The following is a 15404-nucleotide window of genomic DNA, read 5'->3' as shown; positions in this document are numbered from 1 at the left end:
CACTCCCCCTCTACTCTCCAAATCATCTATTCAACTTTTTGAGTATGTGAGGTGGGTCATGCACCCGTTCCGCGAGGCCGTGGAGAGCGGTGACATGGACGCCGTGGCCGCCCTGCTGGCCGACGACGTCGTCTTCACCAGCCCGGTCGCCTTCAAGCCGTACCCGGGCAAGGCGATCACGGCCGCGATCCTGCGCGCGGTGTCCCGCGTCTTCGAGGACTTCACCTACATCCGTGAGACAGCGGGCCCCGACGGCCGCGACCACGCCTTCGTCTTCACCGCCACCGTCGCCGGCAAGAAGCTCCAGGGCTGCGACTTCCTGCACTTCGACGAAAACGGAAAGATCGACGACTTCACCGTGATGGTGCGCCCCCTCTCCGCCGCCCAGGCACTGTCCGAAGCCATGGGCGCCCAGTTCGAGCAGATCGCACGAGAGGCCGCCAAACAGTGACCGCGAACGCGTTGCCTCTCAGCGAGACAGGGACAGCAGACCGTGCCACACGCCTTTGACGCGGATACCGATACAGAGGGAAGCCCTCCCCCACGACCTGGGAGGTACCAGCTCGGCGATGACTGCAAGAGGGACGTGTCTCTCCAGCACAGGTGGCTGCGACCACTCGCAATTTGTGTCGGCACGTTCGCCCTCTTGGCAGGCGTCACGGCCTCAGGCGCTTTCCACCACCGGACGGGGCATCCGCTGCCCTCGTCCTGCCGTTCCCGGCAGGCTGCGGAGACCTACCAGCCGCCAGTGACCGCCGAGTCTCTCGACGCCCCACCGGTCGGCCGGTCCTGCGACGCAACCCTGCCTGACCGCACCCCGTCCCCTACACCCGAACCAGCGCCATGGGCACCGGCCCATGGCATCACAGAAATCGGCCGGTTCACTGATTACACAGATGGGAAGCCAGGTGCATGGTGGCCTGATCGCCCACACCAACTCGCTGGCAGGGCTCATGGGCATTCCCCGCCAAGGCCCCTACTCCGCAGCGAAGGCGGCCGCCCGCACGCTCATCGACTCCGCTCGCGTCGAACTGGCGCCCAAGAAGATCCGGTTCACCAGCATGCACCCCGGCTTCGTAACGACCGACCGGGTCAACGCCGACGGACTGCCCAAGCCCTTCCAGGTCAGCACGGAGCACGCGGCACGCTGCGTCATACGCGCTCTGGAAAGGGAACCGGCGCAGGCGTACTTCCCCTGGGCGACGGCCGCGCTGGTTCGAACGCTGCGCGCCCTGCCCACTGCGGTCTCCTCAGCAGTCCTCCGGAGCCTGGCCTCCCGATAGAGCACCCGGCAGATCAGCGCCGGTGGCGGTGAAGGCCCGCCACAACCCCGCGCCGAGGAACTCCCGGTCGGCCAGGACGAGCTGTCCCTGGCCGCAGGAGCCGGGCAGGTGGCCGACAACGGTGACTTCCCCGGTGCGGCAGCCGGCGAGTTCCGCGCCCAGCACCGCATGCGTGCCCACCTCCACCAGAGCGGCCATCCGCACCTGGGGATACGCGCTCCGGCCCGTCCCGCGGCCGTTGCCCGGCCGCCCGAAGACGGCCTCGTCGGCTTCGCTGTCCGCGACGTCCCAGCAGGTTCCGTCCAGGACAAGCAGCCGCAAGCCCCGCCAGAAAGCACCCGGCGTCGCTTCGGTGGCCATCGGCTTGGCAGTCGCGGCGAACAGCACCCGCAATGGCTCCGCCCATAGCCGGTCCCCTGCCCGAAACAGCGAGGACTTCGCCGATGGCGCGTCGGGCACGGCAGCCAGGTGACCCGCAGGGCATAGCCGTGCGGGTCACCTGGCCAGCGGGGGAAGGCGATCAGGCCCAGGGGCTGACCGCGGTGAAGGAACTGTCGGCGCGGAAGGTGGCGTTGTCCTGGTAGGGATCGATGCGCAGTTCGTAGTTGTAGTGGCGGAGGTAGCGGCCGGGATAGTTGTACGACTCCAGGCTGACCGAACCGGTGGCCGAACCCGGCCGGGCGCAGTAGGTGGCGTCCTTGTTGAAGAGCGCCGTGCCGTTGCTCGCGTCGAAGCGGGCCCGGAAGTCCTTGTGGCGCAGGTAGCGGCCGGCCGAGTCACGGAAGGAGTAGCAGGCGGAGTCGGCCAGGCCGGGGATGACGGTGAAGGTCGCGCTCTGCTTGACCGCCGTGGTGCTGGAGGAGGTCACCGGGTCGAGGTAGCCGAGGCCGTCCGACCGCACGGCGGCGTAGCGGCCGGGGAAGTTGACGGACCGGAGCGAGCGGGTGGTGTTCGTCGGCAGGGCGGTGCCACCGGAGACCGGGGTGATACTGCTCAGGGTGGGGACGACCTTCTTGATCAGGCCGCCTGCGTCGAACTCCAGCTTGTCGATGGTTGTTTCGCGGTGGGTGCCGTCACCGCCGGGGATGGCGAACCGGTGGTAGGCGATGTACCAGTCGTCGGTGCCCGGCACCTGCACCACGGAGTGGTGACCGGGGCCCTTGATGCCCAGAGCAAGGTCCTTCTCCAGGATCACGCCCCGCTTGGTCCAGGGCCCGGTCGGCGAGGACCCGGTGGCGTAGGCCACGCGGTAGTTCTCGTCCCGGGTGTCGTTCTCCGACCACGTGAAGTAGTAGGTGCCGCTGCGCTTGACGACGAAGGCGCCCTCTCGGAAGCCACTGGTGGTGATGTCGGTGACTTTCGAGGCGTCGAAGGAGACCATGTCGTCGCTCAACGGAACGACGTAGGCCCGGCCGTTGCCCCAGTAGAGGTACGACTGGCCGTCGTCGTCGGTGAAGACCGCCGGGTCGATCATCTGGCCGGTGAATGCGCCGCGGGCGATCAGCGGCTTGCCGAGCGGGTCTGTGAACGGGCCGGTGGGCGAGTCGGAGACCGCGACGCCGATGTTCGTGTCGGCGGAGTAGTAGAAGTAGTACTTCCCGTTCTTCGCGGTCATCGTCGGCGCCCAGGCCCGGGCGTCGGCCCAGCTGACGTCAGGGCCGAGGTCCAGGATGACGCCGTGGTCCGTCCAGTGGACCAGGTCCTTGGACGAGTAGGCCTTGAACCGCGTACCGCTCCAGCCCGCGAACCCGTCGGTGGTCGGGTAAATGTAGTAAGTGTCGCCGAACCGGACGATGTTCGGGTCGGCGGTGAGCCCCGGAAGGACCGGGCTCCTCATCACCAGCGCCGACACGGTCCAGGTGCGCTTCTGGCCGTCGGAGCCGGTCACCTCGTACGTCACGGGCGCGGTGAAGTCGCGCGGGGCGCCGGAGGCCGGACTGATGGACGCGCCCTGGGCGAGGGTGAACTGCGGGGCGAGCGCGGTGAGGTCCGTGCCCTCCTTCACCGGCAGCGTGATCTTGCTGTTGGCGTCGTCGATCACGGCCGCGATCTTCAGGGACGGGTGGGTGGCGGCGGCGATGCCCGTGGTGTTCCCGCTGACTTCGAGGACCTCGCCGGGAGCCAGCGCGCGGTCGTAGACCCGGAAGTCGCGCATCTTGCCCTTGAAGAGCTTGTCACCGCTGTAGAGCGACTTGCCGATGTAGTTGGCCGTGGTGATGCCGGACCCGATGGAACCGGGGGTGAGGGTGAGCGAGGTGTTGCGGGCCACCTCCACGCCGTCCTGGTAGAGGATGCCCGTGGTGCCGGTCTGGGTATAGGTGACGTGCTTCCAAACCGAGCGCGGCAGCGCGGCGGAGGTCTGGGTGTTCTGCTCGGTGGAGAAGTCCCCGGAGGCGATGGCGGTCCGGAACGCGTTGCCGGTGGTGAACAGATACCCGTTGCCAGTGCCGTTGCTGGTGTTGCCGAAGCCGTAGAGGAAGTACGGCGTGGCCTGGGTGGCGTCGACCTGCACGTCCATCGAGACGGTGATCGAGTTCATGCCGCTCATGATGTTGTCCGGCACCTTGATGGAGGTGTCGGAGCCGTTGAACGAGAGCCCTTCCCCGGCACCCGACCAGCCCGCGGTGCCGTTGACGGTTCCGTTGCGGCCGTTGCCCGAGGCGTCCACCGCGACGGTGCCCGAGGTGGCGTCGAGTTTGTACCAGAGAGCCAGGCCGTCGGTGATCTCCGCCGCCTGGGCGGGGGCTGCCGGGCCGACGACGCCCACCAGAAGCGAGGCGGCGGCCACGGCGGCCAGAGCGCCCGGCCGGAATCTTCGACGGCTCTGAGGTCTGATGCTGTGCATGGGTTCACTTCCCTTGAAGAAGGCAACAATTTCCATCCGGCTCGACAACTCGCCGCCGCCTGGGGACTCCTGGCACGTCCGGCCGCCGGGCCATACGAGCGGCCTTCACCGTCGTTCGCTCTCCCTTACGAACCACTGCTGGGTGGGATGCCGACGCCTTCCCGCTGGAAGGCGGGCGGCGGGTGGGAGGTCGCCGTGAGGGCGCCGGCATCCCTGTCGGGTCAGCTCGTCACACGGAAGGTGGCGTCACTGCGGCCCGTCGCGGTGGTGATCGGGTCGAGCTTGAGTTGGTACGCGTAGTGGCGGGTGTACCGGTCCGGGTAGTTGTACGACTCTGCGGGACAGGACCTGCTGTCGCGGGACGCGGAACATCGTGTGGGCCGATCAACGGCCGAGGAGCCGGAGTTGCCGCCTGAATGTGGCAGCGACCGGAGACAGCGCCGCTGGGGACCGGGTGACGCGTGGAGCAAGCAGGGCCGGCCGAGGAGCCACGAGAGTGGACCAGTAACGGGTGCGGTACACGGGCTGTCCCCTTTGACGGCCATGGGTTCGACATGCCGAACGCTGTACGTAACTTCGACAGGAAGATAGGTTTCGGCCAAGAGCACGTCAATGGAACTGGCCAATCTGCTGCCAAATACTCCGTGGGCGCGTGAAACGCCGCGCAGTTCTTCGGCGTCGGTGCGTGCCCACTGCTGCTTGGCACCGCCCGAGCAGTCCCTCAGCTGGACCAGGGTGCTGTTGGTCCGCGTTCGGCGCGTCCGGACAGCGCCGGGAGCCGGCGCCGACGATTGGCCGCCGATCGGCGGAGGGGCGTCTCGTCCTTGATGAAGATCTCCCGCTCGCCGCGTACTCAAGTAGCACCGGCGGGAACTCACACCTTCTGATCTCCAGGCGTGATGCCGTCCGCCGTGGCCATGGTTGTGCCGCGGCGGACGGTCGGGGACGGAAGGTGTGGGATGGCTTGCGCACGGTAGGTTCCGGCAACCGTCAGCAGGGTTGCCGGAACCCACGCGTGCCGTGGTGGTCAGGTAGCTGGGGGTCTCAGGTGAGTGTCCACTTCTGGTTGGCCGCTCCCGTGCAGGTCCACAGGATCAGCTTGGTGCCGTTGGCCGTTGCCGCGTTCGAGGCGTCGAGGCAGAGGCCGGAGAGGTTGTTGGTGATGGTGCCGTTGGAGTTGGCGGTCCACTTCTGGTTGGTGCCGCCTGTGCAGTCCCAGATGATCACCTTGGTGCCGTTGGTGGTGCCGCTGTTGTAGGCGTCGAGGCACTTGTTGCCGTAGACGACGAGTTCGCCGCGCGAGGTCTGGGTGAAGGTCTGGTTGCGTCCGCCGGAGCAGTCCCACAGCTGCGCCTGGGTGGCGTTGACGTAGGTGTTCTTCTCGATGTCCAGGCAGCGGCCCGAGGCGGAGCCGACGAGGGCTGCACCGTTGGTGCCGGGGATGTCCTGGACGCGGAGGGCGTCGATGTCGGGTGCGGTACTGCCGGAGACCGAGGCGAATGTGACGCTGTTGGCGCCCTTGGCCAGGTGGGCGAGCACGGACACGGTCCGGTAGGTGGTGGCCGAGCCGGTCGGCGGGAACGCCACGACGTACTTGTACTGGCCGCCCACCTGAACGGTGGCCTTGCGGTTGGTGCTGGAGCCGTTGGCGTAGGTGATGTCCACCAGCTTGGTGCCCGCGGAGGAGGCGGTGACGTTGTTGAACGTCGGGGTGGTGGCGGTGGTGGTGTCCTCGAAGGTGGAACCGGAGGCCTCGGTGCCGGAGACGGTCAGGAGCACTGCGTCGTTCGCGGGGACGGAGGTGGTGTAGCCGGTGGCGAAGGAACCGGCGTCGGCGCGGGTCCAGGCGTTGCGCACGGTGGCGGAGGCGGTGGTGAGGCCGAGGTCGGCCCAGCGGACGGTGATGTTCGCTGCGGATCCGGTGCGGTTGAACAGCATCACCGCGCGTTTGCCGGTGCCGGAGAGGACCTTGCCGTACACCTGCAGGCCCCGGGTGTCCTCGGCGACCTTGACGCCCTGCAGTCCGCGCGGGTCCTGGTCGATGGCGAGGACTTCGGGGTTGGTGAGGATGTCACGGGTCTCCGTGCTCATGGTGGCCACGTTGTTGCCGGCCAGCAGAGGGGCGCCGGCGATCGACCACAGGCTCATGTGCAGCCGGTTGCGCTGGGCGGTCATGCCGTTCAGGCCGACCATCAGCATGTCGGGGTCGTTGTAGTAGCCGGTGTGCTGGGCCGCCGGCTGGAGGGCCTCGTCGAAGTTGCGGTACATCTTCGCCATGCTCGGCGTCTCTCCCCGCAGGAAGACATCGTGGCTGGTGCGCCACAGGTCGCCGTAACCGGTCGCCCAGTTCCAGGACAATCCGGTGCCCCACTCACAGAACGACAGCACCAGCTTGCGGCCGGTGACGGCGGACGCGGCCTCGTTCGCGGCGGCGATCTGCTTGTACTGGGTTTCCTGGTCCAGCTTCTCCGCCTGGCCGCCGCACCAGTCGATCTTGACGTAGTCGAAGCCCCAGCGCTGGAAGGTCTCAAGGTCCTGCTGGTAGTGGCCCTCCATGCCGGTGTTCGGGGCGGCCGGGCGGGTCGTGGGGAAGTAGTAGCCGCAGCCGTCCTTGCCCGCGTCGGTGTAGATGCCGGCCTTCAGACCCTTGCTGTGGATGTAGTCGGCCATCGCCTTCATACCGCCCGGCCACAGGTTCTCGTCGACGACGATGTTGCCGTTCGCGTCACGGGCGCCCTGCCACCAGCCGTCATCCAGGTTGACGTACTTGTAGCCGGCGTCCGCCATGCCGGAGGAGACCAGGGCGTCGGCCTGCTGCTTGATCACGTTGTGGTCGATGCTGCTGAAGAAATGGTTCCAGGACGCCCAGCCCATCGACGGCGGGGTGACACCGATCTGGCTGGTGCTGACAGCGGCCGGTTCGGCCGGCAGGGGCGCCGACGGCTCCGGCCGGTCGAGGGTTGCCAGACCGGCGACGGCGAGTCCGACGGCGAGGGCCTGGGCGGCGATGCGCCTGGTCCATCTTCGTACGGCGGGGAGGGACATGCGGCTCTCCAGGGGAAGGGAGGGAAAGGGCAAAGAAGGCCGGCCTCACGACGTCCCAGACCGACGGGTTTCCGCGGAGCCGGACCACCGTGCCTGCGGCTGCCCGTTCGCTGGGCCAGCGGCGCCGTGTTAAGCCAGAGCGTCAGCAGCCGATGGAGCAGGTGGCGTCCGAACGGTGGGGGGCGGTGGTGACGGGGTCGATGCGCAGCGTGTACTTCAGTGCGTGATGTGACAGTCGGGAAGTGGTTCGACCCGAAGGGCGTCCAGGTGGCCCGGCCAAGCCCGCTGTCCTGCGCAACATGGCGTCTCCGGCGGATGCGCTGGTGCCGCCGTTGACGTCCAGCCTCAGGTCGTAGCCGCAGTGCCGCAGGTAGCGGATCGGGGAGTTAACCGACTGAAAGGACACCCCGCGGCGTCGGCGAGTCCGGGAAGAGTGGATCCTGCGCACATCTGCTCTCCAAAAAGAGACGTGTGGGAAACGGGCGCCCGGCGCCCAGGACCCCGTGAAGGACACGCCTGCCCGGCACGGTCACCGCCGTCCGATATACCGGCCACGGTCCGGGGGAAGTGATCAGAAAGTAGAGGTGGGACATAGGGAGGTCAATGGTTTTGTCGAAGTGCGTTGGATTTTGTGGGGTTGGAGAGGCGACGCCACTGCGCTGGGTCGAGCAACCGCACGGGCAACCTCGGAAAGATCAACCCATGACGCCGCGCAGGGGCGGATTGCGCCGGGGCATGCAGGGGCAGACACATGTGTTCGCGAGGTGCTACCGGACGCAGCGCACGTCAGCAGGAGGGGTTGAGCTGCCGCCAGATGCAGGAGCATGGCACCGCTCTTGTCGTTGTCCACTCGGCTGGTCCAGCCGAACGAGCCGACGCTCGACGTTCTCCTGCCATGCGGACGCAATTCCACGGTGTAGGCATAGGGGGCCGTCGGGATTGCCGAGGTACGGCCCGAATGGAGACGGCCGCACGCAGGCGCCCTGCCGATCAGGCTGGAGCAAGGCTCGCAGTGACCATGTCGACTGCACGCCGGCGGTGGTCAGCGAAGATAGCTGGGCGGTCTCTGTGCCGCGGGCACGGGCAGTGGCGAGCTCGCGGTGTTCCTCGGGGACGCTGGTCAGCCCTCGGCGCTTCGGGTGATCCGGGTCACGCGTATTTGTCGCCGGGCTTGCCGTTCGTTTGGAGAGCGGCCGCTCGCTGGTCGAGCCTGCGGAGTGCGATGGCCCCCCACTGGAGGTTCTCCCGTTCGAACGACATCCCGCGCAGCAGGGTGAGATATGGGCCGATGCGTTCGGCTTCAGTGAAGTACGCCTCCTCGGAGCGCCCGTCGAGGAGGCGCTGGCGGAGCCTCTCGTAGCGGGCCAGTTTGGCGGTTGCCCACTCCATGCGCTCGGTGATGGCCTTGCGGACCGCGCCGATGTCGCCCGAGTCCAGGCACTGCACCTTGACCATCAACTCGTCCCGGACCACCGCAGGCTTACTCAACGGCTCGGCGGTGTAGGCGTGTACGGCATCCCGCCCGGCCTCCGTCAGGGAGAACAGCCGCTTGTTGGGGCGGCGCTCCTGCTCGACGACGCGGGCCGTGACCAGTCCTGCGGCCTCCATGCGTTCCAGCTCCCGGTAGAGCTGCTGGGGCGTCGACATCCAGAAGTTGGCGACCGTCGCGTCGAACCCCTTCGCGAGGTCGTACCCGGACGCCTCGCCCTCCAGCAGCGCGGCCATCACCGCGTTCCGCAAAGCCATGGACACAACCTAGCACCTTCGAGACTACTCAACGAGGTGACTGATGAGGCACGACATACCTGTGGACATGGAGCTACTTCCCTCCTACTCTCAAACTCACCTATTCAAATCGTTGAGTAATGGAGGTGGGTCATGCACCCGTTCCGCGAGGCCGTGGAGAGCGGTGACATGGACGCCGTGGCCGCCCTGCTGGCCGACGACGTCGTCTTCACCAGCCCGGTCGCCTTCAAGCCGTACCCGGGCAAGGCGATCACGGCCGCGATCCTGCGCGCGGTGTCCCGCGTCTTCGAGGACTTCACCTACATCCGTGAGACAGCGGGCCCCGACGGCCGCGACCACGCCTTCGTCTTCACCGCCACCGTCGCCGGCAAGAAGCTCCAGGGCTGCGACTTCCTGCACTTCGACGAAAACGGAAAGATCGACGACTTCACCGTGATGGTGCGCCCCCTCTCCGCCGCCCAGGCACTGTCCGAAGCCATGGGCGCCCAGTTCGAGCAGATCGCACGAGAGGCCGCCGAACAGTGACCGCGACGACCGACTTCGACGCGGTGGTCATCGGCGCGGGCAACGCCGGCCTGACCGCCGCCGCCACTCTCCAACGCGCCGGACTGCGCACCTTCCTGCTGGAACGCCACAACATCCCCGGTGGCTGCGCCACCTCCTTCAGGCGCGGCCGCTTCGAGTTCGAGACGGCGCTGCACCAGCTGTCCGGAGTCGGAATGGAGGACCAGCGGTACACGCTGCGCTCGCTGTTCGACCGACTGGGTGTCGCCGATTCGCTGGACTTCGTCCAGGAGCACGACCTCTACCGGGCCGTGGTGCCCGGCCTGTACGACGTGACCCTGCCCGCCGACTGGGCCGGTGCCGTGGACGCGCTGGAGAACGCCTTCCCCGGCAACCGTGCCCGCGTCGAACGGTTCTTCGCGCTCGTCAGGGACGTGACGTTCTGGTACATCGCCGCTCTGCGCAGAACACCGGCCGACGCCATCGACCCCGTCCTCTTCCGCCAGGCTCTGCGCCCGCTGAAGGACGTCCTGGACGAGCACTTCGACGATCCCTGCCTCAAGTCGGTCCTCGGCACGTACTGGCCGTACATCGGCCAGCCGCCCTCCCGGCTCGCGTTCCAGGAGATGGCGCTCATGCTGTACGGCTACATCGAGTTCAAGCCCTGGCACATCAGAGGCGGCTCGCAGGCCATGTCGAGCGCCCTGCTGGACTCCTTCGTCGCGGCAGGAGGCCAGGTCCGCTTCAACACAGCGGTCGAGGCGATCCTGACCGAGCACGGCCGTGCGGTGGGCGTCCGTCTTGACGACGGTCAGGAGGTGTCCGCCCGCGACATCGTCTCCAACGCCTCGCTCCCCGTCACCTACGCGATGCTCGACGCCGATGCCGTCCCGACGGCCGTACGCGACGACCTCGCCACGCGGCGCGTCGGTGTCTCGGCCTTCGCCCTGCACATGGGCCTCGACGCCACCCCCGCCGACCTCGGCTTCACCACCAGCACCACCTTCGTCAGCGCCGACCTTGACGACGACCGCACCCACACCTCGTGGCGATCCCTGGAGCCCGCCCGCGGCATCTGCGTCTCCTGCTACGACGTCGCCCCGATCGGCTTCGCGCCCGTGGGCGCGACCCATGTCAGCCTCCTGACGCTGCAGTACGGCGACGCCTGGGACAAGGTCCCGCCGACTGAGTATGCGCGTACCAAGTTCGCCTACGCCGAGACGCTGCTCGACTTGGCGGAGAAGGCCGTCCCTGGCATCCGGGACACCATCGAGGAGGTCGACGTCGCCACCCCGCTGACCGTCGCACGCTACCTCGGCCACCCCGGCGGCGCGATCTACGGCTACGACCAGGACCGCACCGAGGGCTGGCTGTTCCGCGACAGCGAACGCGAGACGCACGTACCGGGCCTGCACCTGGCGGGCGCATGGGCCGGCTCCGGCGGCTTCCAGCCCACCCTCGAAGCCGGCCACCGCGTCGCCCGGCGCATGCTGCGCGCCAGGGCAGCCTGATCGCCTGAATCCGACAGGGAGAACCCGTGAAACACCCTCTCGCCCCGCTCTTCGACGGCCACGACGCCGTCCAGGCCGACATCGACAGCCGCCCTGCCGACACCATCGACCACGCCGCCGAAACCCGCCGCACCATCGACGCCTACCACCCCAAGAGGCTCACCCTCACGGTCACAGAGGTCATCACGGAGACCGCCACCACGAACACCTTCCGGCTGCGCCTACCCGACGGGGCGGACCTGCCGCCCTTCCTGGCCGGCCAGTACGTGGGCGTGTTCGCGGACGGCACCAACCGCCCCTACGCCCTCTCCTCCAGCCCCGCCCGCCTGGACCACTGGGACCTGACGATCCGCCGGGTCCCCGGCGGCCGCATCAGCAACCACCTCATCGACACCCTGACGCCAGGCGACACCCTCACCACGACCGGCCCCATGGGCACCTTCCACCACAACCCACTCTTCCACGGCGACGACGTCGTCTTCCTCGCCGGCGGCTCCGGCACCGTCCCGGCGATGAGCATGCTCCGCGACATCGTCGACCACGACCTCGACCGCCGCTTCCACCTCATCTACGGCTCCCGCACCGACGACGACATCATCTTCCGCGACGAGTTGGACGCCCTGGCCGCCGACCACGACCCGAACATCCGGATCGACCACGTCATCGCCGAACCCGGCACCGGCTGGTCCGGCCCCACGGGTTTCCTGACCTCGTCCCTCATCAGGACGCTCGCCGGACCGTTGAACGCCCGCACGGTCTACGTGTGCGGACCGCAGGCCCTCTACCCGTACGCCCTCCAGCAGCTCCTCCACCTCGGCCACCCCCGTCGCCGCGTCCGCTTCGAGGCCAACGGCGCGCCCGCCGATCCCACCCGTCAGGCGCACTGGCCCGCCGACGCGACCCCCGACGGCGAAGTCACCGTCACCGCCGCCGTACGCACCTTCCGCACCCGCCGGGACCGCCCGCTCCTGGACGCTCTGGAGGACGAGGGCATACGCCCCGAGGCCGCCTGCCGCTCCGGCGAGTGCAGCCTGTGCCGCATCCGCGTCCTCAAGGGCACCGTGCACACCGCCGACGAAGCGAAGCTCCGCATGTCGGATGCCCGCCTCGGCTACACCCACTCCTGCGTCGCCTACCCGATCACAGACGTGGAGCTTGACGCATAGGACGTTGCTTCAGTTGTGAGCGTCGGCAGTAGACAGAGGCTGCGGATACCTACGAAAGGCCAGCCATAACATGTACTGATGCGAGTCGGTAGGCGCCGCCCAGATCCCTTCGGAAAGTGAACCAAAAACTCGCTCCCGGAGGGGCCATCAATCCCACCGATATATTCCGTCACGCGAATTTCAATAAAGGTCAACTTCCCGCCTTTGAAGGCAAGTTGGAATGGAATTTAGCATCGACCGATGATACAGTTTCTGCATGGATAAGAATTCCGTGACCGAATTGGTCCAAAGATACATCGCGATGTGGAATGAAACGGAGGATCAGGTTCGACGGGATCTGATTGACGACCTCTTCACCCCGAATGGCACGTACACCGATCCAATGGTCGTCGCCGACGGCACCGCGGCCATCGACGAGTACATTGGTGCTTCGCAGAAGAACTTCACCGGAATGCTCTTCACCTTTGACACGGTGTTGACCCACCACGACGCCGTCCACTTCTCGTGGCAGGTCGGACCCACGGGTGAAGCTCCAGTGGTGAGCGGCTTCGATGTCGCGTGGCTGGAGGGCGGAAGGATCGGCCGACTGTGCGGCTTCTTCATCGGCACCTGACATCCTTGATCCAGGTAATCCCGCGCTCGAGCGTCAGCTGCTCGACCTCACGGAAGCTGAGCGGGAAGCGGAAGTACAGCCACACGCAGTGGGAGATCACCTCGACCGGGTACATGTGACCTCTGTACGACGGCGACGCGCTCCCCACGGACGATCCCCTCCACCATGATCAACCCACCCGCCCGGCCCACGTGACAGCGCCCTTCCGGGCCCAGTTCCTGCGTCACCTGCGAGAACGCGGACCGACCGGCGTCCGCCTGGTCATCTCCGACAGCCACAGCAGCCTGGTCACAGCGATCCGCAAGGTCATGCTCGGGGCCGCCTGGCAGCGCCCCCCGTCGCGAGTGCATGCCAACCTTCGCTTCGTCGGGGTGCGAACCGCGCACACTGCGGACTGCTCCGAGTGGCCCAACTGGCTTCGCGGACAGACAAGTTGGGCGCAGGGTGGGCTCTGCACCGGTCCGTCCGTGCGCACCCGCCGCTCGTCTGCGGGGCATGGAGGCGAACTGCCTGCCGCGCGCTCATGAGCTGTGAGATGGTCGGGTGCTGAGTGAGGTACCAGCGTCCTGGTGCGTTGTCGGAACAGTCGATCAATAGGCGAAGGACACCGCGAAATATGGCTGAGGTTCTGCTTTACCATCACGTCCAGGGCTTGACTGACGGGGTCCGGGCGTTCGCCGACAACCTGCGACAGGCCGGCCACACCGTGCACACTCCGGATCTGTTCGAGGGCCGCACCTTCGGCAGCCTCGAAGAGGGCATGGGGTTCGCGCGGGAAATCGGGTTCGACACCCTCAGGGAACGTGGTGCGGCAGCGGCCGAGAACCTTGGCCCGGAACTGGTGTACGCCGGCTTCTCGTTCGGCGTGACTATCGCCCAGAAGCTCGCGCAGACACGGCCCGGCGCACGTGGAGCACTGCTGATGCACTCCTGCATCCCCGTCACCGAGTACGGGGAGTCCTGGCCCGACAGTGTGCCGGTGCAGATCCACGGCAAGGAGGGCGACGAGTTCTTCGACGAAGACCTGCCCGCGGCGCGCGAGCTGGCCAAGTTCGCATCGGCTGCGGAGCTGTTTGTCTACCCCGGCAATCAGCACCTGTTCACCGACGCCTCTCTCGAGGCCTTCGACGCGGAGGCGTCCACGCTGCTGCTGGAGCGCGTGCGGACGTTCCTCGCCTCGGTCTGATCCCCGCCGCGAACCAGTGGTCGGTCTCGTGCCGGACTCTGCGTGAACCGCGCCGGAAGCGGGCGCCCGCAGCCTGGGCAGGGGGCTGACCAGCCTGGTCAAAGGCGTACGAGCATCTTCCCGCGCACTCCACCGCGGAGATCCCCTACACGGGTCGAACTTCGGTGGACGGCCGCCGCGCGAGCCGCGTTTCTCGCGGTTGCGGGCCCGATCGGCCGTGCGGGCCGGGGCGCCCAGGGTGCGTCCGGACCACCCTCAGAACTCCCCGGCCGACTCGGTCTGGACGTCCAGGGCCTTCGCGGTGCGGGCGTGGTGGGTGTGCATGCGCTGTTCGGTGTCCAGGTCGGGGGGAGGCGAGTACACCAGTGATGTCCCGCAACTTGGCGGCGGTCAGGGAGGGGTGAGCGACGGCATCGGACGCCTCACTCCAGGGGTGGCGCACCGGAGTCGGCCAGCGGGGCGTCCATCGCCCCTGGACTCGCACCGGTGCGCGCGCATGCGTCCGGTTTTGTGGCGCGCGGTTTCCGCAGGTGCCCTTTTACGGGCCGTGAGCGAGCGGGCGGGGCACTACGATCGCCCGCATGTCCTGCGTGGCCCGGGTGCCACATGGGGGGGGTCTTCCGGGTCGTGTGGTTGAGGGAGCGTCATGACGGGGCGAATGCTGGCGGGTCGCTACGAGTTGGAGGTGTTGCTGGGGCGCGGGGGAATGGGCGAGGTCTGGGTCGCGCATGACACCCGTATACAGCGGCGGGTGGCGGTCAAGCTTCTCCAGCCTCACCTGGAAGGCGGTGAAGGAACCCGGCTGTTCTTCCGCGAGGCGCGGACGGCCGGTGGCCTCAACCACCCTGGCATCGTCACCGTCCACGATCTGGGCGAGGACGCGGACGGCACGCTCTTTTTGGTCATGGAGATGCTTTCGGGGCGGGATCTGTCGACCGTTCTCCGCAAGGACGGCCCGCCGCCGGTCGCGGACGCGCTCGGCTGGACCGCCCAGGCGGCGGACGCCCTGGCTGCCGCCCATGCCGCGGGGATCGTGCACCGCGACCTCAAGCCCGCGAACCTGATGCTCACCGACGCCGGCCTGCTCAAGATTCTCGACTTCGGCATCGCGCGCTACGCGGCCACGACCACGGCGAGCAGCGCGGTGGTGGGGACCGTGGCCTACATGCCGCCGGAGCGGCTGGCCGGCCGGGCGGGCGACCACCGGGCGGACCTTTACGCGCTGGGCTGCGTCATGTACGAACTCCTCACCGGTGAGCGCCTGTTCGGGGATCTGGACACCGCCGCACTGCTGGTGGCCCACCTGCAGCAGGTTCCGTCGGCTCCCAGCCTGGTGCGTCCGGGGCCGGGACCGGCGGTGGACGCGCTGGTGCTGGAGATGCTGGCGAAGGACCCCGACAACCGTCCCGCTACGGCGAGTGAGGTCCGTGACCGACTGCGTGCCGCCCTGCCGGCCTCCCCGCAGTCCGGGTCGGCCGCCGCGACGGTGCCCGCCGGTCCGGCCG

The 15404-nt window shown here is 67.8% G+C and carries 12 protein-coding genes and 4 pseudogenes; 9 read left to right on the top strand and 7 right to left on the bottom strand.

Features of this window, described 5'->3' with window-relative positions; genetic code table 11:
* Positions 1–58: 58 nt before the first annotated feature.
* Together AWZ10_RS45385 and AWZ10_RS45380 are read left to right on the top strand one after the other, a co-directional pair.
* Entirely contained in the window at positions 59–451 is a 393-nt protein-coding gene (locus AWZ10_RS45385; RefSeq protein WP_060894151.1) for a nuclear transport factor 2 family protein, read from the top strand.
* Between the two features lie 445 nt (positions 452–896).
* Positions 897–1283, top strand: coding sequence for an SDR family NAD(P)-dependent oxidoreductase (locus AWZ10_RS45380; RefSeq protein ID WP_244172783.1), 387 nt, complete (start codon positions 897–899; stop codon positions 1281–1283).
* Here the strand turns inward: AWZ10_RS45380 and AWZ10_RS45375 are convergent.
* The 6 genes and pseudogenes from AWZ10_RS45375 to AWZ10_RS45360 form a co-directional block, all read right to left on the bottom strand.
* On the bottom strand, positions 1251–1742 hold the full coding sequence (locus AWZ10_RS45375; protein ID WP_159058612.1) for a transposase: 492 nt from the start codon (positions 1740–1742) through the stop codon (positions 1251–1253). The two genes, AWZ10_RS45380 and AWZ10_RS45375, sit on opposite strands and share 33 nt — an antisense overlap.
* 61 nt (positions 1743–1803) lie before the next feature.
* Positions 1804–4089, bottom strand: a pseudogene (locus tag AWZ10_RS45370) (family 43 glycosylhydrolase); the annotation flags it as partial.
* A 260-nt stretch (positions 4090–4349) separates the two neighbouring features.
* A pseudogene (locus AWZ10_RS56215) lies at positions 4350–4535 on the bottom strand (AbfB domain-containing protein); the annotation flags it as partial.
* Between the two features lie 637 nt (positions 4536–5172).
* A complete protein-coding gene (locus tag AWZ10_RS45365) occupies positions 5173–7173 on the bottom strand; it encodes an RICIN domain-containing protein (protein WP_060894149.1) in 2001 nt (666 codons plus the stop codon).
* A 142-nt stretch (positions 7174–7315) separates the two neighbouring features.
* Positions 7316–7579 carry an AbfB domain-containing protein gene (locus AWZ10_RS56210; RefSeq protein WP_159058611.1) on the bottom strand — a complete coding sequence of 88 codons (264 nt, stop codon included), beginning with the start codon at positions 7577–7579 and terminating at the stop codon, positions 7316–7318.
* A 743-nt stretch (positions 7580–8322) separates the two neighbouring features.
* Complete coding sequence (locus tag AWZ10_RS45360) at positions 8323–8919, bottom strand: PadR family transcriptional regulator (RefSeq protein ID WP_046702720.1); 597 nt, start codon at positions 8917–8919, stop codon at positions 8323–8325.
* A gap of 132 nt (positions 8920–9051) precedes the next feature.
* Between AWZ10_RS45360 and AWZ10_RS45355 the strand changes: the two genes are divergently transcribed.
* From AWZ10_RS45355 to AWZ10_RS45340, 4 genes are all read left to right on the top strand, one after another.
* Positions 9052–9444, top strand: a complete 393-nt coding sequence (locus AWZ10_RS45355) for a nuclear transport factor 2 family protein (RefSeq protein ID WP_046702718.1) — start codon at positions 9052–9054, stop codon at positions 9442–9444.
* Positions 9441–10934 carry a phytoene desaturase family protein gene (locus AWZ10_RS45350; protein WP_046702722.1) on the top strand — a complete coding sequence of 498 codons (1494 nt, stop codon included), beginning with the start codon at positions 9441–9443 and terminating at the stop codon, positions 10932–10934. The genes AWZ10_RS45355 and AWZ10_RS45350 overlap by 4 nt, the downstream gene beginning before the upstream one ends.
* A 26-nt stretch (positions 10935–10960) precedes the next feature.
* Positions 10961–12100, top strand: coding sequence for an FAD-binding oxidoreductase (locus AWZ10_RS55410; protein WP_060894148.1), 1140 nt, complete (start codon positions 10961–10963; stop codon positions 12098–12100).
* Positions 12101–12356: 256 nt separating this feature from the next.
* Positions 12357–12713, top strand: coding sequence for a nuclear transport factor 2 family protein (locus AWZ10_RS45340; RefSeq protein ID WP_046702724.1), 357 nt, complete (start codon positions 12357–12359; stop codon positions 12711–12713).
* Between the two features lie 16 nt (positions 12714–12729).
* On the opposite strand, the pseudogene AWZ10_RS54885 reads toward AWZ10_RS45340, so the two are convergent.
* A pseudogene (locus AWZ10_RS54885) lies at positions 12730–12861 on the bottom strand (IS6 family transposase); the annotation flags it as partial.
* A gap of 55 nt (positions 12862–12916) precedes the next feature.
* Between AWZ10_RS54885 and AWZ10_RS49660 the strand changes: the two are divergent.
* The 3 genes and pseudogenes from AWZ10_RS49660 to AWZ10_RS45330 all read left to right on the top strand — a co-directional run.
* A pseudogene (locus tag AWZ10_RS49660) lies at positions 12917–13063 on the top strand (transposase); the annotation flags it as partial.
* A 266-nt stretch (positions 13064–13329) separates the two neighbouring features.
* Positions 13330–13899, top strand: a complete 570-nt coding sequence (locus AWZ10_RS45335; protein ID WP_046702725.1) for a dienelactone hydrolase family protein — start codon at positions 13330–13332, stop codon at positions 13897–13899.
* Positions 13900–14545: 646 nt separating this feature from the next.
* A partial coding sequence (locus tag AWZ10_RS45330) for a serine/threonine-protein kinase (protein ID WP_159058610.1) occupies positions 14546–15404 on the top strand: 859 nt, incomplete at its 3' end.

It is taken from the genome of Streptomyces europaeiscabiei, assembly GCF_001550375.1.
Classification (GTDB): Bacteria; Actinomycetota; Actinomycetes; order Streptomycetales; family Streptomycetaceae; genus Streptomyces; species Streptomyces europaeiscabiei.
Note: the sequence above shows the minus strand (reverse complement) of the source record. Positions and strands in the feature narration are given on the sequence as shown.